This is a genomic window from Acidovorax delafieldii (genome assembly GCF_007993815.1).
Classification (GTDB): Bacteria; Pseudomonadota; Gammaproteobacteria; order Burkholderiales; family Burkholderiaceae_C; genus Acidovorax; species Acidovorax delafieldii.
This window is the reverse complement of the sequence record NZ_VJWE01000019.1, coordinates 60,564-81,781: the sequence shown is the minus strand read 5'-3', so window position 1 is coordinate 81,781 and position 21,218 is coordinate 60,564. Positions and strand designations below refer to the sequence as shown.

Annotated in this window: 21 protein-coding genes; 2 read left to right on the top strand and 19 right to left on the bottom strand. The window is 62.8% G+C overall.

The window, feature by feature from the left end; translation table 11 throughout:
- Window positions 1-22: 22 nt before the first annotated feature.
- Window positions 23-688, bottom strand: a complete 666-nt coding sequence (locus ATF69_RS22400; protein WP_146872340.1) for an RlmE family RNA methyltransferase — start codon at window positions 686-688, stop codon at window positions 23-25.
- A gap of 105 nt (window positions 689-793) precedes the next feature.
- Here ATF69_RS22400 and ATF69_RS22395 point away from each other — a divergent pair, with 105 nt between their 5' ends.
- Together ATF69_RS22395 and ATF69_RS22390 are read left to right on the top strand one after the other, a co-directional pair.
- A complete protein-coding gene (locus tag ATF69_RS22395) occupies window positions 794-1,267 on the top strand; it encodes a YhbY family RNA-binding protein (RefSeq protein WP_056067223.1) in 474 nt (157 codons plus the stop codon).
- Window positions 1,268-1,311: 44 nt separating this feature from the next.
- Window positions 1,312-2,043 (top strand): glycosyltransferase, encoded by a 732-nt coding sequence (locus ATF69_RS22390; RefSeq protein WP_369882150.1) that lies wholly within the window; start codon window positions 1,312-1,314, stop codon window positions 2,041-2,043.
- A gap of 79 nt (window positions 2,044-2,122) precedes the next feature.
- Here ATF69_RS22390 and ATF69_RS22385 read toward each other — a convergent pair whose 3' ends face one another.
- The 18 genes from ATF69_RS22385 to pyrH form a co-directional block, all read right to left on the bottom strand.
- The gene (locus tag ATF69_RS22385; protein WP_146872415.1) at window positions 2,123-2,569 is read right to left on the bottom strand and encodes a DUF4149 domain-containing protein; all 447 of its coding nucleotides are present in this window, start codon (window positions 2,567-2,569) and stop codon (window positions 2,123-2,125) included.
- A gap of 28 nt (window positions 2,570-2,597) precedes the next feature.
- Window positions 2,598-3,074 (bottom strand): transcription elongation factor GreA, encoded by a 477-nt coding sequence (greA, locus tag ATF69_RS22380; protein ID WP_056067220.1) that lies wholly within the window; start codon window positions 3,072-3,074, stop codon window positions 2,598-2,600.
- A gap of 201 nt (window positions 3,075-3,275) precedes the next feature.
- Window positions 3,276-6,521, bottom strand: coding sequence for a carbamoyl-phosphate synthase large subunit (gene carB / locus ATF69_RS22375; protein ID WP_116749504.1), 3,246 nt, complete (start codon window positions 6,519-6,521; stop codon window positions 3,276-3,278).
- The gene (gene carA / locus ATF69_RS22370) at window positions 6,521-7,684 is read right to left on the bottom strand and encodes a glutamine-hydrolyzing carbamoyl-phosphate synthase small subunit (protein ID WP_056743608.1); all 1,164 of its coding nucleotides are present in this window, start codon (window positions 7,682-7,684) and stop codon (window positions 6,521-6,523) included. The genes carB and carA overlap by 1 nt, the downstream gene beginning before the upstream one ends.
- A gap of 265 nt (window positions 7,685-7,949) precedes the next feature.
- Window positions 7,950-8,723 carry a TrmH family RNA methyltransferase gene (locus ATF69_RS22365; protein ID WP_056743611.1) on the bottom strand — a complete coding sequence of 258 codons (774 nt, stop codon included), beginning with the start codon at window positions 8,721-8,723 and terminating at the stop codon, window positions 7,950-7,952.
- 20 nt (window positions 8,724-8,743) lie between these two features.
- Window positions 8,744-9,376, bottom strand: a complete 633-nt coding sequence (gene rnhB / locus ATF69_RS22360) for a ribonuclease HII (RefSeq protein ID WP_108498900.1) — start codon at window positions 9,374-9,376, stop codon at window positions 8,744-8,746.
- Window positions 9,342-10,505 (bottom strand): lipid-A-disaccharide synthase, encoded by a 1,164-nt coding sequence (gene lpxB, locus ATF69_RS22355; RefSeq protein WP_146872339.1) that lies wholly within the window; start codon window positions 10,503-10,505, stop codon window positions 9,342-9,344. Before lpxB ends, rnhB begins: the two co-directional genes overlap by 35 nt.
- 10 nt (window positions 10,506-10,515) lie before the next feature.
- Entirely contained in the window at window positions 10,516-11,304 is a 789-nt protein-coding gene (lpxA, locus tag ATF69_RS22350; protein WP_146872338.1) for an acyl-ACP--UDP-N-acetylglucosamine O-acyltransferase, read from the bottom strand.
- A gap of 21 nt (window positions 11,305-11,325) precedes the next feature.
- Window positions 11,326-11,766 (bottom strand): 3-hydroxyacyl-ACP dehydratase FabZ, encoded by a 441-nt coding sequence (gene fabZ / locus ATF69_RS22345; RefSeq protein WP_056067207.1) that lies wholly within the window; start codon window positions 11,764-11,766, stop codon window positions 11,326-11,328.
- A 16-nt stretch (window positions 11,767-11,782) separates the two neighbouring features.
- The gene (lpxD, locus tag ATF69_RS22340; protein ID WP_146872337.1) at window positions 11,783-12,766 is read right to left on the bottom strand and encodes a UDP-3-O-(3-hydroxymyristoyl)glucosamine N-acyltransferase; all 984 of its coding nucleotides are present in this window, start codon (window positions 12,764-12,766) and stop codon (window positions 11,783-11,785) included.
- A gap of 24 nt (window positions 12,767-12,790) precedes the next feature.
- Entirely contained in the window at window positions 12,791-13,312 is a 522-nt protein-coding gene (locus ATF69_RS22335; protein WP_056067203.1) for an OmpH/Skp family outer membrane protein, read from the bottom strand.
- Complete coding sequence (bamA, locus tag ATF69_RS22330; protein ID WP_146872336.1) at window positions 13,312-15,609, bottom strand: outer membrane protein assembly factor BamA; 2,298 nt, start codon at window positions 15,607-15,609, stop codon at window positions 13,312-13,314. Before bamA ends, ATF69_RS22335 begins: the two co-directional genes overlap by 1 nt.
- 45 nt (window positions 15,610-15,654) lie before the next feature.
- Window positions 15,655-17,019 carry an RIP metalloprotease RseP gene (rseP, locus tag ATF69_RS22325; protein WP_146872335.1) on the bottom strand — a complete coding sequence of 455 codons (1,365 nt, stop codon included), beginning with the start codon at window positions 17,017-17,019 and terminating at the stop codon, window positions 15,655-15,657.
- Between the two features lie 29 nt (window positions 17,020-17,048).
- On the bottom strand, window positions 17,049-18,230 hold the full coding sequence (gene ispC, locus ATF69_RS22320) for a 1-deoxy-D-xylulose-5-phosphate reductoisomerase (RefSeq protein WP_146872334.1): 1,182 nt from the start codon (window positions 18,228-18,230) through the stop codon (window positions 17,049-17,051).
- Window positions 18,227-19,081: a phosphatidate cytidylyltransferase gene (locus ATF69_RS22315; RefSeq protein ID WP_146872333.1), complete on the bottom strand. Its 855-nt coding sequence runs from the start codon at window positions 19,079-19,081 to the stop codon at window positions 18,227-18,229. Before ATF69_RS22315 ends, ispC begins: the two co-directional genes overlap by 4 nt.
- A 27-nt stretch (window positions 19,082-19,108) precedes the next feature.
- Entirely contained in the window at window positions 19,109-19,840 is a 732-nt protein-coding gene (gene uppS / locus ATF69_RS22310; RefSeq protein ID WP_056067194.1) for a polyprenyl diphosphate synthase, read from the bottom strand.
- Between the two features lie 23 nt (window positions 19,841-19,863).
- Window positions 19,864-20,424 (bottom strand): ribosome recycling factor, encoded by a 561-nt coding sequence (frr, locus tag ATF69_RS22305; RefSeq protein WP_056067192.1) that lies wholly within the window; start codon window positions 20,422-20,424, stop codon window positions 19,864-19,866.
- A 49-nt stretch (window positions 20,425-20,473) separates the two neighbouring features.
- A complete protein-coding gene (gene pyrH / locus ATF69_RS22300; protein ID WP_008906712.1) occupies window positions 20,474-21,196 on the bottom strand; it encodes a UMP kinase in 723 nt (240 codons plus the stop codon).
- Window positions 21,197-21,218: the final 22 nt, after the last annotated feature.

Here is a 21,218-nt window from a genome sequence, read left to right as displayed (position 1 = left end):
GGATTCTTGACCTGAGGCAAGCCTAGAAAGGCTGCTTTTTCAGCCCCATGCCCACCAGGAAGGTTTCTGACGACTTGTCGCGCGACGCCTTGGGTTTCAAGGGTTTGACGACCTTGAAGGTCTGCTTGAACAGTGTGACCAGATCGCTGTATCCGCTGCCATGGAACAGCTTGACCACCAGGGCGCCTTCCGGTTTCAAATGGTTGCACGCAAAATCCACAGCCAACTCCACCAAATGCGCAATCCGTGCTGCATCGGCCGACTCGATGCCCGACAGGTTGGGCGCCATGTCAGACACCACCACGTCCACCACCCGGCCGTCGAGCGCCTGCTCCAGGCGCTCCAGCACCTCGGGCTCGCGAAAGTCTCCGTTCAAGTAGGTAACGCCTTCAATGGGGTCCATGGGCAGAATGTCCAACGCAATGATCACCCCGTTGAGCTGCCCCGCAGCGGCGCCCGCGGGCGACATGCGCCTGCGCAGATACTGGCTCCACGCCCCCGGTGTGGAGCCCAGGTCGACCACCGTATAACCAGGCTTGATGAGGCCCAGTTGCTCGTCAATCTCCTTGAGCTTGTAGGCGGCACGGGCGCGGTAACCCTCCTTCTGTGCCAATTTGACATAGGTGTCGTTCACGTGGTCGTTGAGCCACGCCTTGTTCACCTTCTTGCTCTGGGTTTTGACTTTCATATGGCGGTATTGTCTCTCGACAATCGCTGTAGCTGGTGACTTGAAAGCCTTGCCGCACTCGGGAGGTGGAGTCACCCCACCACGGGCCGCAGACATAATACGGGTATGCCCCAAATTCAACTGACTCCTGCCGAGCGCCGGGAACAACGCGCCAATGCCCACCACCTGGACCCCGTGGTCCTGATCGGCGGCGATGGCCTCACCCCTGCCGTGAAGAAGGAAATCGACGCCGCCCTCAACGCCCATGGCCTGATCAAGGTGCGTGTTTTCAACGACGACCGCGTGGCGCGCGAGCTGATGTACCAGGAGCTGACCGCCGAACTCAACGCTGCACCCATTCAGCACATCGGCAAACTGCTGGTGCTGTGGCGGCCCCAGCCTGTCAAAGAGCGAACCATCGACGAAGACCGGATGCCCGGCCCACGCGATGTCAAGGTGCTGAAGTACAGCAAACGGGGTGGTCAGCGCCCCGAGATCAAGCAGTTGCGTGTGCTCGGCAACCAGCGCCTCACGTCAGGCGGCCAAATCAAGCGCGCCAAGCCCAAGCAAAAATCCATCAAAAAGCGCCAGGCTGACTGATGACCGCTGAAGCAGCATCTGCAACCATTGCAGCACCTGCCGGCATGGCGCCAACGCGCCACATCCTCTGCATGAAATGGGGCACGAAATACGGCCCCGAATACGTCAACCGGCTGTACGCCATGGTGCGCCGGCATCTGAGCGGAGACTTCCGTTTTGTCTGCCTCACCGATGACAGCACCGGAATCCGTAGCGAAGTGCAATGCCTGCCCATTCCTGCACTGGATCTACCGCCCGGCATTCCCGAGCGGGGCTGGACCAAGCTGGCCACCTTCAGCGCAGACTTGCATGGCCTGCGGGGCACCGCCCTGTTTCTGGACGTGGATGTGGTCGTCACCGGCAGCCTGGATGATTTTTTCACCCAGCCCGGCGAATTCCTGATCATTCACGACTACAAACGCCCATGGCGCATCACGGGAAACTCGTCGGTCTACCGCTTCGAGCTTGGCGCCCATCCTGATGTGCTGGCGTATTTTCGCGAACACTTCGCGGAGATCCGCGCACAGTTTCGCAACGAACAGGCCTACCTGTCCGACTTCTTGCACAAGCAGGGCAAGCTGCAATACTGGCCCGCTGCATGGTGCCCCAGTTTCAAGTACCACGGTATACCGCCGTGGCCCACCAATTACTGGCGCGCTCCGTTTGTGCCCGACGGCGCACGCATCGTGATTTTTCACGGGGAATGCAATCCCCCGGATGCGCTGGCGGGGAGGCGCAACCGCCGCTTCCGCTACATCCGTCCAGCTACCTGGGTGGCGGAACACTGGCACGAATAGGCGCGGCGGCGGGCAGGCTTGTCCTCAAGAGAAAAGTCCACGCCGCAGTAGGTCTGTCAGCGAGTCGCTTGCCTGACCGTCAATCGCTGGCGGACCGCTCTTCCACTGCCGTGTGCGCTCCTGGCCGAAGCGTTTGCCAGAACACTGCCAAGGCGCAGCCCCATTGCACCGCGTACATCACTGTCCCCACGCTGTGCCACAGACGCAAGTCCTGCCGGGCCACAATGCGGGGCGCCACACCAAACTGGTTGAGCAACGCCAGCAGCAGACCGCCCAGAACGAACAGCATGGCAACGCGTGCCCACGGATATTGGGTCACCCCATGCCGAGGTCTGGACAGGAGCAGCAGCACCACACAGCACACCACAGCCACCCAGGTTTGCGCCGCAAACAGCCGGGCCGCCATCTGTCCCGCCAGGGAAGGGGATGGCAGATAGGCGAACAACAGCGGCACCACCAAAAAGCCGATGGTGGTAAGACTGCCCCACCACAAGGCCGCCACCAGAACGGGAAGTCGCGGGCGCATGCCCAGCCACATGGCAGCCATCACACCATCACTGGTAGCTGACCGCCACCACTTCATAACGGCGGATGCCACCGGGGGCCTGCACCTCAGCGGTGTCGCCCTCCTCCTTGCCAATGAGGGCACGCGCGATGGGGCTGGAAATATTGATCAGGCCTCGCTTGAGGTCCGCCTCGTCTTCCCCGACGATCTGGTATTTCACCGTGTCGCCCGACTCTTCGTCCTCCAGCTCGACCGTAGCACCAAACACCACCTTGCCGCCGCCATCGACCGCACTGGGGTCGATGACCTGGGCCACCGAGAGCTTGCCCTCGATCTCCTGAATGCGGCCTTCAATAAAGCCCTGGCGGTCCTTGGCGGCGTCGTAATCGGCGTTTTCACTCAGGTCGCCCTGCGCACGCGCTTCGGCAATGGCCGAGATCACAGCGGGACGCTCCACGGTCTTGAGTCGGTGCAGCTCTTCCTTGAGCATTTCGGCGCCGCGTTTGGTAATTGGAATGGTGGCCATGAGATTGAGTCTCCACAAGTCAAAACGGTGAAAGTGCAATGCACTTCCACCGATCTGTCGCCACGCTACGCCCCGCAAAACACTGGCGGGTGCACATGGCACATCTACAAAAGGAAACCGCCGCACGTTGCCGCGCGGCGGTGTTAGTTCGGCTGCAATTATGCCGTGTTTGCGGCGGCAAAAGCCACCGCAAAAACCCGGTCAGGCAGCCAGTTGAGCGTGCAGTTCCTGCACGGAATACACGTCGAGTTTGTCCAGGTACTTCATGCCCTCGACGGCCGCCTCGGCACCAAAGATGGTGGTGAAGGTGGTCACGCGGGCCAGCAGCGACGAGGTGCGGATCGCGCGCGAGTCTGCAATCGCATTGCGGCGCTCTTCCACCGTGTTGATGACCATGACAATCTCATTGTTCTTGATCATGTCCACGATGTGCGGACGGCCTTCCGTGACCTTGTTGACCACCACCACCGGGACGCCCGCCTCGGCGATGGCCGCAGCCGTGCCCTTGGTCGCCACCAGGTCGAAGCCGAGCGCCACCAGCTGGCGGGCAATGTCCACCGCACGGGGCTTGTCGTTGTTCTTCACGGTGAGGAACACCTTGCCCGACGTCGGCAGCTTGGTGCCCGCGCCCAGCTGGCTCTTCACGAACGCTTCGCCAAAGGTCTTGCCCACGCCCATCACCTCGCCGGTGGACTTCATCTCGGGGCCGAGGATGGTGTCCACGCCCGGGAATTTGACGAAGGGGAACACGGCTTCCTTCACGCTGAAGTAAGGCGGTGTCACTTCCTTGGTGATGCCCTGCGAAGCCAGCGACTGGCCCGCCATGCAGCGCGCTGCGACCTTGGCCAGCTGGATGCCGGTGGCCTTGGAGACAAACGGCACCGTGCGCGAGGCGCGGGGGTTCACTTCCAGAACGTAGATCACGTCCTTGCCATCCACTTCCTGAATGGCGAACTGCACGTTCATCAGGCCCACCACATTCAGGCCTTCGGCCATGGCAGCCGACTGGCGCTTGAGCTCGTCCACGGTGGCTTGCTTGAGGTAGTACGGCGGCAGCGAGCAGGCCGAGTCGCCCGAATGCACGCCGGCTTGTTCGATGTGCTCCATCACGCCACCGATGAAGGTCTTGCCTTCGGGGTCGCGCAGGCAATCCACATCGCACTCGATGGCGTCGTTCAGGAAGCGGTCGAGCAGCACGGGCGAGTCGTTGCTCACCTTGACGGCCTCGCGCATGTAGCGCTCCAGGTCGCGCTGCTCGTGCACGATTTCCATCGCGCGGCCGCCCAGCACGTAGCTGGGGCGCACCACCAGGGGGTAACCCAGCGTGGCGGCCTTTTCCAACGCCTCGGCTTCGGTACGCGCCGTGGCATTGGGCGGCTGGCGCAGGCCCAGGTCCCCCAGCAGCTTCTGGAAACGCTCGCGGTCTTCGGCCGCGTCGATCATGTCGGGGCTGGTGCCGATGATGGGTACGCCTTCAGCTTCCAGGCCCAATGCCAGCTTGAGCGGCGTCTGGCCGCCGTACTGCACGATCACACCGTGTGGCTTTTCCTTGTCCACGATCTCGAGCACGTCTTCCAGCGTCAGCGGCTCGAAGTACAGGCGGTCGGAGGTGTCGTAGTCGGTCGAAACCGTTTCAGGGTTGCAGTTGACCATGATGGTTTCGTAGCCATCCTCGCGCATGGCCAGTGCGGCATGCACGCAGCAGTAGTCGAACTCGATGCCCTGGCCGATGCGGTTCGGGCCACCCCCCAGCACCATGATCTTTTTCTTGTCCGTCGGCGCAGCTTCGCACTCTTCCTCGTAGGTCGAATACATGTAGGCCGTGTTGGTGGCGAACTCGGCAGCACAGGTGTCCACGCGCTTGTACACGGGGCGAACGTTCAGCGCGCGGCGTGCTTCGCGCACCGATTTCTCGGTGGTCTTGAGCAGCTTGGCCAGGCGGCGGTCGGAGAAGCCCTTCTTCTTGAGCGTGCGCAGCGTGTCGGCATCCAGCGTAGCCAATGCCGCATCACCCTTGTCGGCGGCGAGCTGGTCGAGTTCGAGTTCGATTTTCACGATCTCTTCGATCTGCACCAGGAACCACTTGTCGATCTTGGTAAGGTCGTACACCTCATCCACCGACAGGCCCATGGCAAAAGCGTCGCCCACGTACCAGATGCGCTCGGGACCGGGCTCGCCCAGTTCCTTTTCGAGCACTTCGCGGTCCTGGGTCTTTTCGTTCATGCCGTCCACGCCCACTTCCAGACCGCGCAGGGCTTTCTGGAAGGACTCCTGGAAGGTACGGCCCATGGCCATGACCTCGCCCACGGACTTCATCTGGGTGGTCAGGCGGCTGTCGGCCGTCGGGAATTTCTCGAACGCAAAACGTGGGATCTTGGTGACCACGTAGTCGATCGAAGGCTCGAACGAGGCAGGCGTGGCGCCGCCGGTGATTTCGTTCTTGAGCTCATCGAGCGTATAGCCCACGGCCAGCTTGGCCGCGACCTTGGCAATCGGGAAGCCCGTGGCCTTGGAGGCCAGCGCCGACGAACGCGACACGCGCGGGTTCATCTCGATGACGATCATGCGGCCGTCCTTCGGGTTGACCGAGAACTGCACGTTCGAGCCGCCCGTGTCCACGCCGATCTCGCGCAGCACCGCGAGCGACGCGTTGCGCATGATCTGGTATTCCTTGTCGGTCAGCGTCTGCGCAGGGGCCACCGTGATCGAGTCCCCTGTGTGCACCCCCATGGGGTCCAGGTTCTCGATGGAGCAGATGATGATGCAGTTGTCCGCCTTGTCGCGGACCACTTCCATCTCGTACTCCTTCCAGCCGAGCAGCGACTCTTCAATCAGCAACTCGTTGGTGGGCGAGGCTTCCAGGCCGCGCTTGCAGATGGTCTCGAACTCTTCGGGGTTGTAGGCAATGCCGCCGCCGGTACCGCCCAGCGTGAAACTGGGGCGGATCACGGTGGGGAAACCCACGGTCTTTTGCACGGCCCAGGCTTCGTCCATGCTGTGGGCGATACCGGAGCGCGCGGAGCCCAGACCGATCTTGGTCATGGCGTCCTTGAACTTCAGGCGGTCTTCGGCCTTGTCGATGGCTTCGGGTGTGGCACCGATCAACTCGACCTTGTACTTGTCGAGCACGCCGTTGCGCCACAGGTCCAGCGCGCAGTTCAGCGCAGTCTGGCCGCCCATGGTGGGCAGGATGGCGTCGGGGCGTTCCTTGGCAATGATCTTCTCGACCGTCTGCCAGGTGATGGGCTCGATGTAGGTGACGTCGGCCGTGGCCGGGTCGGTCATGATCGTCGCAGGGTTGCTGTTGATCAGGATGACCTTGTAGCCTTCTTCGCGCAGGGCCTTGCAGGCCTGCACGCCGGAGTAGTCGAACTCGCAAGCCTGGCCGATGATGATCGGGCCGGCGCCAATGATGAGGATCGATTTGAGGTCTGTGCGCTTTGGCATTATTTCTTCTCCATCAGCGCGGTGAAGCGGTCAAACAGGTAGGCGATGTCGTGCGGGCCGGGCGATGCCTCGGGGTGGCCCTGGAAGCAGAACGCAGGCTTGTCGGTGCGTTCCAGCCCTTGCAGCGTGCCGTCGAACAGGCTGATGTGCGTGGGGCGCAGCGTGGCGGGCAGCGAGGCCATGTCCACGGCAAAGCCGTGGTTCTGGCTGGTGATGCTCACGCGGCCGTTGTCCAGGTCCTTCACCGGGTGGTTGGCACCATGGTGGCTGTTGTCCATCTTGAAGGTCTTGGCGCCGCTGGCCAGTGCCATGATCTGGTGGCCCAGACAGATGCCGAAGGTGGGCACGCCTGCATCAACGATCTGGCGGGTGGCGTCGATGGCGTAGTCGCAGGGCTCTGGGTCGCCAGGGCCGTTGGACAGGAACACACCATCCGGCTTCATGGCCAGCACGTCGGCCGCGGGCGTCTTGGCGGGCACCACGGTGAGCTTGCAGCCACGTTCGGCCAGCATGCGCAGGATGTTCTTCTTGACGCCGAAGTCGTACGCCACCACGTGGAAGCGCGGCGCAGCCTGTGTGCCATAGCCTGCACCCAGCTTCCACTCGGTCTGGTCCCAGGTATAGGTCGCAGGGGTGGTCACCACCTGGGCGAGGTCCAGGCCCTTCATGCTGGGCGCGGCCTTGGCAGCCGCCAGGGCTTCGTCGATGCGCGCCTGCGTCACCGCCTCACCAGCCGCCAGGCCCAGGATGGCGCCGTTCTGCGCACCCTTGTCGCGCAGCAGGCGGGTGAGTTTGCGGGTGTCGATGTTGGCAATGGCCACCGTCTTTTCGCGCACGAGGTACTGCGAAAGCGTTTCGGTGGATCGGAAGTTGCTGGCCAGAAGGGGCAGGTCTTTGATGATCAGGCCTGCAGCATGGACCTTGTCGGCTTCGATGTCTTCCGCATTGACGCCGTAATTGCCGATGTGCGGATACGTCAGGGTGACGATCTGCTGGCAGTAGCTGGGGTCGGTGAGGATTTCCTGGTAGCCGGTGATGGCGGTGTTGAACACCACTTCACCGACCGTGGTGCCGGTGGCACCGATCGAGTTACCGATAAAGACCGTGCCGTCTGCGAGCGCCAGGATGGCGGGCGGGAAGTTTCCCTTGAGAGACAAAAGCACTGGGTTCTCCGGATGGTTACGGTCGCCCGGCGCCTGCAGACCACTCGCACACTCGAAGCGCGATGGTGCCAATGGCTGCTCTCAGATGGGTTGTTGCTTTGGGTGCGGTCGGGCGACGCTGTTGCGAGAAAAGCTCCCGATTATACCCTCCGTCGCTGACACCTCTGCAATGCACGCCTTGCATAACCCTGATACCAACGTCTATGAGCTGCAGGACCAAGGCTCACCCCGAGCGCCCATGGCACTGCGGCCGACGCGGGCAGGATCAGCGCCCTGCTCCGCTCGCGTGCAGGCAGATGGCCGCAGCCGCCGCCACGTTCAGCGACTCCTCGCCGCCGGGCTGGGCGATGCGGATGCGCAACGAAGCCCTATCTTCCAGAGCCGGGCTGACGCCCTGCCCTTCGTGGCCCATCACCCAGGCGCATGGCCAGGGCAAGGCGGCGCGGTGCAGGAAGTCACCCGCATGCGAGCTGGTGACCAGCAGCGGCACCTGCAGGGCAACGAGGTCGTCCAGCGCCAGCCCCTCGATCAGGTCCAGCGCGAAATGCGCCCCCATGCCAGCCCGCAAGACCTTGGGCGACCACAGCGCGGCACTTCCCTTGATGGCGGCCACCTGGCGGAATCCGAACGCCGAGGCGCTGCGCAGGATGGAACCCACATTGCCCGCGTCCTGCACCCTGTCCAGCACCACGGTGGGCGCATTGGGCTGGAGTGAAGCCGGTGCGGGCAAGTCCAGGACAAAGCCCATCGAGGCGGGCGACTCCAGTCCGCTCACGTCCGCAAAAAGTGCATCGGCAAGGACTATGAATTTTGTAGCTGCACCAGCATATTGCACCTGCGCTTGCGGCCAAAAAGACTCCGAAAACACCGCCACCGATGCCCGCAGCCCCCGTGCGAGCGCAGCGCGGCACAAATGATCGCCTTCAAGCCAGACACGGCCCTGCTTGCGGTACGCCGTCGTATCCTGGGCCAAACGGCGCAAATCCTTGACGAAGGTGTTATCGCGGGAATGGATGGAGGTCACGGACGAGGAGGTCATGGCAAATTTTCAGCGCGCGGTCAGGATCCGGCGCGCAGGTTCTGGGCCACCGGCGCAAACGAGCGCCGGTGGTAAATGCAGGCACCGTGCTCCCGCAAGGCGGCCATGTGCACGGCCGTACCGTACCCCTTGTGGCCGGCAAAGCCGTACTGCGGAAACTCGTCATGCACCTGCGCGCACCAGCGGTCGCGGTGCACCTTGGCGAGGATGGAGGCCGCCGAGATGGCCGGCACCAGCGCATCGCCCTTGACGATGGCCTCCGCAGGAACGTCCAGCACGGGCAGCCGGTTGCCGTCCACCAGCACCATGGCCGGTTTGAGCCGCAGCCCCATGACGGCACGGCGCATGGCCAGAAGAGTGGCCTGCAGGATGTTGAGCTGGTCAATCTCTTCCACGCTGGCCTCGGCAATGCTGCAGCACAGGGCCTTGGCGCGGATCTCGTCGTAGAGCTTCTCGCGCCGCGCGGCCGTGAGTTTCTTGGAGTCGGCCAAGCCCGCAATCGGATGCAGGTCGTCCAGGATCACAGCCGCTGCCACCACGGGCCCGGCCAGGGGGCCACGGCCAGCCTCATCCACGCCAGCCACAAGGCCGGGCGGGTGCCAGGGCAGGCAGGCCTGCTCAGGCAGCGGGAGCGAGGATTTTCTGGATCGCATCGGCAGCCAGTTGGGGGGTGTTGCGCAGCAGGCTCTCGTGCAGCGCCGTAAAGCGCTGCTCCAGGGCTGCAATTTTTCGGGGATCTTGGCGCTTTGCATCCAGCCAGTCCAGCGTGGCTGCGCAAAGCGCCTGGGGCGCGGCGGCGTCCTGGATCAGCTCGGGCACCACAAACTCGCGGCACAGGATGTTGGGCAGACCCACCCAGGGTTGCAACTGCTTGCGGCGCATGAGCCACCAGCTGAGCGGGTGCATGTGGTAGCCGATGACCATGGGCCGCTTGAAGAGCGCGGCCTCCAGCGTCGCGGTGCCGCTGGCAATCAACGTGGCATCACACGCTGCGAGCACCGTGTGCGACTGGCCCGTGGTGATTTGCAAGGCATCGCCCAGACCGCACGCGCGCGCCAACTGCTCGATGCGATCACGCAGTGCGGGCACTGCAGGCACTATCAATTTAATAGCTGGTCGCGCTTTAAGTATTAGCGCTGCAGCCTCAAAGAATGGCTGGGCAATGTACTGGATCTCGGAGGAGCGGCTCCCTGGCAGGATGGCCAGGACTTCGTCCTCACCCTTCAGACCCAATTGCGCACGCGCGGCTGCACGGTCCGGCACCATGGGAATCACGCCCGCCAGCGGGTGACCTACGTAGGTGGCGGCAATGCCGTGCTGCGCGAGCAGCTCTGGCTCAAACGGGAAGATGCACAGCACATGGTCCGCGCTGCGGCGGATCTTGTCGACGCGATCCGCACGCCAGGCCCAGATGGACGGGCACACGAAATGCACGGTCTTGATGCCCGCAGCGCGTAAATCGGCCTCCAGGCCCAGGTTGAAATCGGGTGCATCCACACCGATGAAGACGTCGGGGCGGTCCTTGAGCAGGCGCTCGCGCAGTTGATTGCGAATACCCAGCAGCTCGCGCAGCCGGCGCAGCACCTCCATGCTGTAGCCGTGCACTGCCAGCTTGTCGCTGGGCCACCAGGCAGTAAAACCGCGGCGCGCCATCTGCGGCCCGCCAATGCCGCAGGATTGCAGCCCGGGCCAATGCGCCTGCATGCCATCGATGAGCAAGCCCGCCAGCAAGTCGCCCGACGTCTCGCCCGCCACCATGGCGACGCGGGGGGAATCTGCCATCGCCCAGCCCTCAGCGCGCAATGCCGCGCGTGGCGTCGGCCAGGAACCGCTCCATCATCGCCGCATCGTCACCGGCCTGCGGTGCGGACTGCGCCAACTCTGCAATGGCGGCACGCGCGGCCTCCAGCGTCAGGCCCTGGCGATAAATCAGCTTGTGCATCTGCTTGACCGCAGCAATGCGCTCGACCGAAAAGCCACGGCGGCGCAGCCCCACCACGTTGTAGCCGCGCACGGCCAGGGGATTGCCATCCACCAGCATGAAAGGCGGCACGTCCTGCGACACCGCGCTGGCAAAGCCCACCATCGCGTGCGCACCAATCTTGACGAACTGGTGGATGCCCGTGAGTCCGCCCACCGTCACCCAGTCGCCCAGGTGCACATGCCCTGCCAGCGTGGTGTTGTTCGCCAGCGTGGTGTGGTTGCCCACATGGCAATCGTGCGCGATGTGGGTGTACGCCATGATCCAGTTGTCATGGCCCACGGTGGTGATGCCGCCGGCCTGGGGCACGCCCAGGTTCAGCGTGCAGAATTCGCGGATGGTGTTGCGGTCACCGATGACCAGCTCGGTCGGCTCGCCTGCGTACTTCTTGTCCTGCGGGATGGCGCCGATGGAGTTGAACTGGAAAATGCGGTTGTCAGCGCCAATCGTGGTGCGCCCATCGATCACGCAGTGCGCGCCAACTGTGGTGCCCGCGCCGATGGACACATGCTCGCCAATGACCGCGTAGGGCCCCACCGTGACCGTAGGGTCCAGGCGGGCGCCGTCCGCAACAATGGCTGTGGGGTGGATATTGCTCACGATCCAACAGGCCTGAACCGGTCAACCGACGTTGCGCATGGTGCACATGAGTTCGGCCTCGCAGGCCACCTCTTCGCCCACGCTCGCAACGCCCTTGAACTTCCAGATGCCACCGCGCACGCGGTCGATGGTGATGGTCAGGATCAACTGGTCACCGGGCTCCACAGGGCGCTTGAACCGCGCGCCATCGATACCGACAAAGTAGTAAATGTTGTTCTCATCGGGCACCTTGCCCATGGCATCGAACGCCAGCAAGCCCGCAGCTTGGGCCAGTGCTTCCAGGATCAACACACCCGGCATCACCGGACGGCCAGGGAAATGCCCCATGAAATAGGGCTCGTTGAACGTCACGTTCTTGATGGCCTTGATGCGGGTGTTGCTCTCTAACTCGATCACCTTGTCCACCAGCAAAAACGGGTAGCGGTGGGGCAGTTGTTTGAGAATTGCGTGAATATCCATCATCGAGTTGTTCTTCCGTTCATGCTGCCTTGAGGGCCAGCTCCAGCGCCTTGATGCGCTCGCGCAGGCTGTGCAATTGTTTGAGTGTGGCAGCGTTTTTTTCCCAGCGCGCATTGTCGTCGATGGGGAACATGCCGGTGTACTGACCAGGCCGGGTGAGAGAGCGGGTGACCACCGTCGCGGCCGAGATGTGCACGTTGTCAGCCAGCTCCAGGTGCCCCAACACGATGGCACCACCGCCTACCGTGCAATGCGCCCCGATGGTGGCACTGCCCGCCACGCCTACACACCCAGCCATGGCCGAGTGCTTGCCGATACGCACGTTGTGCCCGATCTGGATCAGGTTGTCGAGCTTCACGCCGTCTTCGATCACCGTGTCCTGCAGCGCACCCCGGTCGATGCAGGTGTTGGCGCCAATCTCGACGTCATCTCCAATGCGCACGGCACCCAGTTGCTCGATCTTGACCCACTGCCCGTTCTCAGGCGCAAAACCGAAACCATCAGCGCCAATGACCACGCCCGCATGGACGATGCAACGCGCGCCGATGCTGCAGCCCTCGCCCACGGTGACGCGCGACTTGAGCACGGTATCTGCGCCCACCGAGGCGCCCCGCTCAATCACGCACAGCGGACCGATGGTGGCCGAGGGGTGGACCAGCGCCGAGGGATCAACCACTGCGCTGGGGTGCACACCGGACGACCGCGCGGGCGTATTGCGCTGCCGCCACAACTGGGTAGCGCGGGCGAAGTACACGTAGGGGTTGTCGGCCACGATGCAGGCGCCCCGTGCCAATGCGGCGTCGCGCATGGCAGGCGCCACAATGACACAGGCCGCCCGGGAGGCGGCCAGTTGCTGTTGGTAGCGGGGATTGCTCAGGAAACTGAGGTCTCCCGGACCCGCGACCTCCAGTGGCGCAATGCGGGCGATGACGGTTTCCCGCGCGCCCCCTTCCAGCGAACCACCGAGCGCATCAACAATGTGCCCGAGAAGCAAGCTGCTCACGCGCCACCTGTCTTGCGCAGCGGCTTACTTGGCAGCAGCAGCGGCATTCAGGGCCTTGATCACCTTGTCGGTGATGTCGTGCTTGGGATTGATGTAGACGGCCTCTTGCAGGATCACGTCGTATTTTTCGGCCTCGGCCACCTGCTTGACCACCTTGTTGGCGCGTTCCAGCACTTGCGACAGCTCTTCGTTCTTGCGGGCGCTCAGGTCTTCCTGGAATTCACGGCGCTTGCGCTGGAAGTCGCGGTCCTGGTCCACCAGCTGGCGCTGCCGCGCAGTGCGCTGGCTCTCCGCCATGGTGGGTGCTTCACGCTCAAACTTGTCGCTGGCAGTCTTCAGGGTGTTGCCCAGATCCACCAGTTCTTTCTCGCGACGGGAGAACTCCTGCTCCAGCTTGGCCTGCGCAGCCTTGGCTGTGGTGGCTTCTCGGAAGATGCGATCGGTGTTGACGAAACCGGCTTTGAACTCTTGCGCTTGTGCAGGGGCTGCAATGGCAACGGTGCCGAGCAGCAAGGCCACAGAGAGATGGCGAGAAAAGGATTTCATTAGAAAGACGTTCCAATCTGGAATTGCAGTTTCTGGATTCTATCGCCGGCGAACTTGCGCACTGGCTGCGCAAACGCCAAACGCAAGGGACCGAGCGGCGAAATCCAGCTCAGCCCCAGGCCCACGGAGGCACGCATGTCACTGAAGGTAACTTTGTCGTTCTCGCCGTACACATTGCCCACGTCCAGGAACGTGAACACACGCAGGGTCCGGTCATTGCCAGCACCCGGGAACGGAGCAATCAGCTCGGTGTTCAGCGTGATCTTCTTGGGCCCACCCAACGAGGCCCCGGTCACATCACGTGGTCCCAGGGTGCCCTGGTCGAAACCACGCACCGAGCCCAGACCACCCGAGTAGAAGTTCTTGAATACCGGGAACGGACGGCCGTTCAAGCCCTTGCCATAACCGGCCTCGCCGTTGAACGCAATGGTGAAGCGCTTGTTGAGGGGGATGTACTGCTGGTACTGATAGTTGGCCCGCACGTAGCGTGCATCGCCTGCCACAGACCATTCGGAATTGAGGCGCTGGTACCGGCCGGAGTTGGGCGCCAAGGCGCTGTCCCGGTCGTCACGGGACCAGCCCACAGTCAATGGAATCGAGGTGCTGCTGTAGCCGAACTTGTCTGCGTAAAACAGGTAGGTGGCCGGGATGTTCGTGCCGGGCTTGATGCGGGTCTGCTCCAGCCCACCGCCAAAGAACACCGTGTCGGTCTCACTGAAAGGCACGCCAAAACGCACGGAGGTCCCGGTGGTTACCAGCTGGTAATTGCCCCCCTGGTCTTCATAGGGCTTGTCGGTGCGGTAGTACACATCGAGCGTGCGCGAGATGCCTTCGGGCGTGAAGTACGGGTTGGTGGTGCTGAACACCAGTGTGCGCCGGTACTTGCTCGTGTTGACGTCGATGCCCAGGTAGTTGCCCGAGCCAAAGATGTTTTCCTGCTTGATACCGAACGAGAGAGACGCTTTTTCGGCGCTGGAAAAACCCACACCCAGTTGCAACGAGCCGGTGGGCTTTTCTGCCACGTTGATCACCAGATCGACCTGGTCGGGCGAGCCGGGCACTTCCTGGGTTTCCACGTTCACTTCCGTGAAGAAGCCCAGACGGTCCACGCGGTCGCGGGACAGGCGGATCTTGTCGCCGTCGTACCAGGAGGCCTCGTATTGGCGGAACTCACGGCGAATGACTTCGTCACGCGTGCGGTTGTTGCCACTGACGTTGATACGGCGCACGTAGGCGCGGCGTGCCGGTTCGGCCTGCAGCACAAAGTTGACACGATTGTTCTCGCGGTCGATTTCGGGCACAGCCTCCACACGGGCAAATGCAAAACCAAACCGGGCGAAATACTCAGAGAAGGCCTTGGTGGTCTCAGTCACCTGGTCGGCGTTGTAGGGCTCACCTGGGCGAATGGTCACCAGCGACTTGAACTCGTCCTCGCGGTCCAGATAGTTGCCTTCGAGTTTCACGCCCGACACCACATACCGTTCGCCTTCCGTCACATTGACAGTGATGGAGATGTCCTGCTTGTCCGGCGAGATGGCGACCTGCGTCGAGTCCACACGGAACTCCAGGTAGCCGCGCTGCAGGTAATACGAGCGCAGGGTTTCAAGGTCGGCGTTGAGCTTGGTGCGCGAGTAGCGATCGGACTTGGTGTACCAGCTCAGCCAGCCCCCCGTGTCCTGGTCGAACAGGCCCTTGAGCGTCGATTCACTGAACGCCTTGTTGCCCACGATGCGCACTTCCTTGATGCGTGCGGGCTCACCTTCCGTGATCGTGAAGGTCAGGTTAACGCGGTTGCGCTCGATGGGCGTGACCGTGGTCACCACCTCGGCGCCATACAGGCTCTTGTTGATGTACTGGCGCTTGAGCTCTTGTTCGGCGCGGTCGGTGAGCGCCTTGTCATAAGGACGCCCTTCCGTCAGGCCCACTTCGCGCATGGCTTTTTTAAGCGCATCTTTGTCGAATTCACGGGCACCGGCAAAGTCCACGTCGGCGACAGTGGGGCGCTCTTCGACCACCACCACCAGAACGTTGCCGCTGGCCTCCAGGCGCACATCCTTGAAGAGTCCCAGGCCGAACAGCGTACGAATTGCTGCGGCGCCTTTTTCGTCGTTGTAGTCGTCACCCACCCGCAGGGGCATGGATGCAAACACGGTACCCGGCTCCACACGCTGCAAGCCCTCCACGCGAATGTCCTGCACCTTGAATGGCTCCAGAGCCCATGCCGCATTGGCGGCAAAAATCATGGCTGCAACGGCCGATGCGGTACGCACGCCCAGGCGATTGATGTGTTTTTTCATGAATGAAGCGGGAGCCGCAGTTGCAGGGCAAGCGCGGCAAAAGTGTTAGCCAAAGAGCCGGGTGATATCGTTGAACAGAGCTATGGACATCATGACAAGCAGGACAGCAACGCCTCCACGCTGCAATCGCTCCATCCATGCGTCCGACACACCCCTGCCCGTGACACCCTCCCAAAGATAATACATCAGGTGCCCACCGTCCAAGACTGGCAGCGGAAGCAGGTTCAGCACCCCCAGGCTCACACTGATCAGCGCCAGAAAGATGAGGTACTGCGTCAGCCCCATGCTGGCTGAGCGGCCTGCGTAGTCGGCAATGGTCAAGGGGCCACTGAGGTTCTTGAGCGACGCCTCGCCGATCACCATGCGGCCCATCATGCGCAGGGTCAGCAGCGACACATCCCAGGTCTTCACCACACCACCCCACAGACCATCGACCAGCCCGTAGTCCACCGTGACAAATTCTGGTGCAGCTCCCACGTAGGCGCCAATGCGCCCCACCGTATTAGCCGGTTCGGTCACAGCCTCGGGCAACACGTCCAGTGTCATCACCTGACCACCGCGCTCAACGCGCCAAGGCTGCGCCAATGGCTCGTTCCCCCGCACAGACTGCCGGATCAACTCGCGCAGTTGCTGCCCATCCACCACATCGGTCTGCCCCACCTTGAGCACCACATCACCTTGGCGCAGGCCCGAGCGCTCAGCCGCGCTTTGCGCCATGACCTCGCCCAACACAGGGCGGGTCCAAGGTCCCAGGATGCCGACCTTGCGAAACAGCTGGGCATCAGCCTCACGGCTGTCGATCCGGGACATGTCGAGCACAACCTCACGATGGCCCGCACCATGGGCGGACTGGACGTCAAGACGCACGTTCAGCCCCTCAAGCGCACCGCGGGTCAGCAGCCACCGCAGGTCTTCAAACGAACGAACTGGCTCCAGGTCTTCTGCCCCCAAAGCGGCTTGCTCTACCAGTTCACCGCCCCGCAAACCGGCACTGTGTGCGACAGAGCCTGCGACCGGGCTTGCCAGAATGGCTCGGGGCTCCTCGACACCGTTCCAGTTCACCACCGAATACAGCAGCACTGCCAACAACAAATTGGCGATGGGCCCAGCCGCAACGATGGCTGCTCGCGAGCGCAGGGGCTGGGTGTTGAAGGCCAGATGCCGCTCCTCTGCGGCAACGGGTGCCTCTCGCTCGTCCAGCATGCGCACATAGCCCCCCAATGGGAAGGCTCCCAGCACAAACTCCGTGGGAGACCCCTGGGGCTGCCAGCGCAATAGCGGCTTGCCGAAACCCACAGAGAACCGCAATACCTTGACCCCACAGGCCACCGCCACGCGGTAGTGCCCGTATTCGTGCACTGCGATCAAAAGACCGAGGGCGACGATGAAGGCAGCGATAGTAAGCAGCATGGATGGTTGGTTCCTGAGTGGGCCGGCAGTCAGGCAGCCAGACGGCCCGCCACATGTTCAGCCGCATGGCGGGCCTGGGTGTCCAGATCCAGCAACGCGGCGAGCGAATCGGGCTTGGAGGGCGAAACTGCATCCAAAGTTGCAAGGTTGACCGCATGAATATGGTCAAAACGCAGCCGACCCGACAAAAAGGCGCCCACCGCCACCTCGTTGGCCGCATTCAGCACGGCAGTGGTCCCCTCGGCCGCCTTCAGCGCCTGCCAGGACAGGTGCAGGCCCGGGAAGCGAATGGCGTCCGCGTCTTCAAACGCGAGGGCGCTCAGGGTCGAGAAATCCAGCTTGCTGGCCCCGCTGGTAATGCGCTCGGGCCAGGACAGGCCGCAGGCAATGGGCACTCGCATGTCGGGCGTACCCAGCTGCGCCAGGATGGAGGCGTCCTTGAACTGAACCATCGAATGGATGATCTGCTGCGGGTGGATGACCACCTTGATCTGGTCCGGGTGCAGATCAAACAGCCAGCGGGCCTCAATGACCTCCAGGGCCTTGTTCATCATCGTGGCCGAATCCACGGAAATCTTGCGTCCCATCGAGAAGTTGGGGTGCGCGCAGGCCTGGTCAGGGGTGATCTGCGCCAGCGTGGAAGGGTCCCGCTGGCGGAACGGGCCGCCCGAGGCTGTGAGCAGGATGCTGTCCACCCGGTCAGACCAAGTGGCAGGGTCTTCTGGCAAGCACTGGAAGATGGCCGAGTGTTCGCTGTCAATGGGCAGCAACGTGGCGCCACCGTCGCGCACGGTCTGCATGAACAACCCGCCGCCCACCACCAGGGCCTCCTTATTGGCCAGCAGCAGTCGTTTGCCTGCGCGGGCCGCAGCCAGACAGGGCGCAAGACCGGCCGCCCCCACGATGGCAGCCATCACGGCATCCACTTCATCGTGTGACGCTATCACTTCAAGAGCATCTTGCGATTGAATGACTTGCGTTGGAAGGCTATTGGCCTGCAATTTTTCAGCCAAGGCAGCAGCGTGCGGGGCGCTGGCCATCACAGCATAACGCGGGCGAAACTGCGCGCACTGCGCCAGCAAGAGATCCACTTGCGTCGCCGCACTCAGCGCAAACACCTCAAAGCGCTCAGGGTGGCGCGCCACCACATCCAGCGTGCTGGTCCCGATGGAGCCGGTGGAACCGAGAACGGTGAGTCGTTGTTTCTTCATAGGGTTGTCAGGCTCGTGAGCATCATGGCCAGGGGCAGTGTGGGCAGCAAGGCATCCACGCGGTCAAGCACGCCGCCGTGTCCGGGGAAAAGGCCACTGCTGTCCTTGACTCCGGCGCTGCGCTTGATGAGCGACTCCACCAGGTCACCCGACACGCTCATGGCCACCATGAACAACGCCGCAATCACCAGCAACCACCAGCCCTGCTGCGCCATGCGGCTGTAAAAACTGGGCACCGACGCCTGCCAGTGGGCATCCGCTCCCGCCCAAACAAAAGCCATCACCATCACCCCTGCCAGGCCGCCCCACACACCTTCCCAGCTCTTGCCAGGACTGATCGAGGGTGCCAGCTTGCCCTTGGTAAACCGCAACCCAAACGCACGCCCCGCAAAGTAGGCAAAAATATCCGCCACCCACACCAGCAGCAGCACCGACAACAGAAAATTGATGCCTACATTGCGTGCCTGCACCACCGCCAGCCATGCCAACCACAAGGCCAACACCCCAGCGACCAGGCGCAAACCGGCCGGTATGCGGGGCCAGCCGGGCACCCCGGCCTTGAGCAGCCAGGCAGCCGCCAGGACCCACAGCCCGCCGCCCACCACCCACAGGGCAGTCAACGGGCGATCGACCCAGCCCAGCGCCCACGACCCGGCGCACAAGGCCACACAGGCCACACCCACCGCCACGGAACCTGCTTGGCCAAAGCCGCTCAGACGACCCCATTCCCAAGCCCCGGCAGCCATCAGAACCAGCACGACCAGCGTGAACGGTATGGTGTTGGCGTAGAAAAGCGCGGGCAACAAGATGGCCAGCAGAACAAGGGCTGTGATGACGCGCTGTTGAAGCATGGGGGCTTTCAGAACCTGTTCAGGTTCTCAACCCGGCATCGGATCAGGATGCGCGGACAGAATCTGTTCAGAGGTTTTGCCAAAACGGCGCTCGCGGCGGCTGAAGGCGTCGATGGCCTCGTCCAGGGCGGACTCATCGAAATCGGGCCACAGTCGGTCGCTGAAGAAGAACTCGGAGTATGCCGATTGCCAGAGCAAAAAGTTGCTGATCCGCATTTCTCCCCCGGTGCGGATCACGAGGTCGGGGTCGGGCACGTGGGCCAATCCCATCGCATTGTGCAGACTGGCCTCGGTGATGGGCTCGCCACGGGCAGCCAGCGATGCGGCCGCCTGCGCGATGTCCCAGCGGCCTCCGTAGTTGAAGCAGACGTTGAGCACCAGGCGGGTGTTGTCCGCCGTGGCGGCTTCTGCCTGACCCAGGCCGTCTCGCACCTTGGGCGAAAGGCTGCCACGTTCGCCCACAAAATGAAGACGCACGCCGTCTTTCTTGAGCTGGGGCACCTCGCGCGCCAGCGCCATCGCCAGCAGCTCCATGAGGCCGGAGACCTCGTCGGCGGGGCGGTTCCAGTTTTCGGAAGAAAACGCAAACACCGTGAGCACACCAACGCCGCGCTGCACGCAAGCGCGTGCGCAGCGGCGAAGTGAGTCAACCCCTTGCTTGTGGCCGGCCAGACGCGGCAGAAAGCGACGCGTAGCCCAGCGGCCGTTGCCATCCATGACGATGGCAATGTGGTGTGGCACCACCGGAGATACAGACATGGGAATGTTCAAGCCCTGGGGGCTCAAACCGCCATGATTTCCTGCTCTTTGGCGGCCACCAGCGCGTCGATCTCGGCGATGTGCTTGTCGGTGAATTTTTGCACTTCCGTTTCGGCGCGCTTCTGGTCGTCTTCGGACGCCAGCTTGTCCTTGACCAGTTTTTTGACGGATTCGTTGGCATCGCGGCGCAGGTTGCGCACGGCGATCTTGGCGCTCTCGCCCTCGTTGCGCGCGAGCTTCGTCATTTCCTTGCGGCGCTCTTCGCTCATGGGGGGCATGGGCACGCGGATCAGGTCGCCCATGGAAGCCGGGTTCAAGCCCAGGTCGCTTTCGCGGATGGCCTTTTCAATCTTGGCGCCCATGCCCTTTTCCCAGGGCTGCACGCTGATGGTGCGCGAATCGATCAGCGCCACGTTGGCCACCTGGCTCAGTGGAACCAGGGAGCCGTAATACTCGACCTGCACCGTATCGAGCAGGGCCGGATTGGCACGACCGGTGCGAATCTTCTGCAGGTTGTTCTTGAACGCGGTGATGGACTGGTCCATCTTGGTTTCAGCAGTCTTCTTGATGTCGGCAATCGTCATGTTTTCTCCTCGGGCCGACCTGCATGCAATGCAGGCCTTTCCATCGTGATCAAGCGTAAACCAGCGTACCTTCGTCTTCGCCCATCACCACGCGCTTCAAGGCGCCGTGTTTGATGATGGAGAACACCTTCACGGGCAGCTTCTGGTCACGGCACAGGGCGAAGGCAGTCGCGTCCATGATGCCCAGATTGCGGGACATGGCCTCGTCAAAGCTGAGCTTGGTGTAGCGCGTCGCCGTGGGATCCTTCTGGGGGTCGGCAGTATAAACGCCGTCCACCTTGGTGGCCTTGAGCACCAGTTCGGCGCCAATTTCCGCGCCACGCAGGGCAGCTGCTGTGTCGGTGGTGAAAAACGGGTTGCCCGTACCGGCCGCGAAGACCACGACCTTGCCCTCTTCAAGATACTGCAGCGCCTTGGGGCGCACATAGGGCTCGACCACCTGCTCAATGGCAATGGCGGACATCACACGGGCCACCAGGCCCTGCTTGTCCATGGCGTCGGCCAGGGCCAGGGCGTTCATCACGGTGGCCAGCATGCCCATGTAGTCGGCGGTGGCACGGTCCATCCCGACCGAGCCCCCGGCGACACCACGGAAAATATTGCCCCCACCGATCACCACGGCCACCTGGACACCCAGGCGGGTCACTTCGGCGATCTCCTCGACCATGCGCACGATGGTGGCGCGGTTGATACCGAAGGCGTCATCCCCCATCAACGCCTCACCAGACAGCTTGAGCAAAATGCGCTTGTGGGCTGGTGCAGCGTTGGACATGGGAAATTTCTCCAGTAAGTGG

Bases quoted from the DNA above. Each gene is read 5' to 3' on its own strand.
- ATF69_RS22400 (WP_146872340.1), bottom strand. From the start codon at position 688: ATGAAAGTCAAAACCCAGAGCAAGAAGGTGAACAAGGCGTGGCTCAAC.
- ATF69_RS22395 (WP_056067223.1), top strand. From the start codon at position 794: ATGCCCCAAATTCAACTGACTCCTGCCGAGCGCCGGGAACAACGCGCC.
- ATF69_RS22390 (WP_369882150.1), top strand. From the start codon at position 1,312: ATGGCGCCAACGCGCCACATCCTCTGCATGAAATGGGGCACGAAATAC.
- ATF69_RS22385 (WP_146872415.1), bottom strand. From the start codon at position 2,569: ATGCGCCCGCGACTTCCCGTTCTGGTGGCGGCCTTGTGGTGGGGCAGT.
- greA (WP_056067220.1), bottom strand. From the start codon at position 3,074: ATGGCCACCATTCCAATTACCAAACGCGGCGCCGAAATGCTCAAGGAA.
- carB (WP_116749504.1), bottom strand. From the start codon at position 6,521: ATGCCAAAGCGCACAGACCTCAAATCGATCCTCATCATTGGCGCCGGC.
- ATF69_RS22365 (WP_056743611.1), bottom strand. From the start codon at position 8,723: ATGACCTCCTCGTCCGTGACCTCCATCCATTCCCGCGATAACACCTTC.
- rnhB (WP_108498900.1), bottom strand. From the start codon at position 9,376: ATGCGATCCAGAAAATCCTCGCTCCCGCTGCCTGAGCAGGCCTGCCTG.
- lpxB (WP_146872339.1), bottom strand. From the start codon at position 10,505: ATGGCAGATTCCCCCCGCGTCGCCATGGTGGCGGGCGAGACGTCGGGC.
- fabZ (WP_056067207.1), bottom strand. From the start codon at position 11,766: ATGATGGATATTCACGCAATTCTCAAACAACTGCCCCACCGCTACCCG.
- ATF69_RS22335 (WP_056067203.1), bottom strand. From the start codon at position 13,312: ATGAAATCCTTTTCTCGCCATCTCTCTGTGGCCTTGCTGCTCGGCACC.
- bamA (WP_146872336.1), bottom strand. From the start codon at position 15,609: ATGAAAAAACACATCAATCGCCTGGGCGTGCGTACCGCATCGGCCGTT.
- rseP (WP_146872335.1), bottom strand. From the start codon at position 17,019: ATGCTGCTTACTATCGCTGCCTTCATCGTCGCCCTCGGTCTTTTGATC.
- ispC (WP_146872334.1), bottom strand. From the start codon at position 18,230: ATGAAGAAACAACGACTCACCGTTCTCGGTTCCACCGGCTCCATCGGG.
- ATF69_RS22315 (WP_146872333.1), bottom strand. From the start codon at position 19,081: ATGCTTCAACAGCGCGTCATCACAGCCCTTGTTCTGCTGGCCATCTTG.
- uppS (WP_056067194.1), bottom strand. From the start codon at position 19,840: ATGTCTGTATCTCCGGTGGTGCCACACCACATTGCCATCGTCATGGAT.
- frr (WP_056067192.1), bottom strand. From the start codon at position 20,424: ATGACGATTGCCGACATCAAGAAGACTGCTGAAACCAAGATGGACCAG.
- pyrH (WP_008906712.1), bottom strand. From the start codon at position 21,196: ATGTCCAACGCTGCACCAGCCCACAAGCGCATTTTGCTCAAGCTGTCT.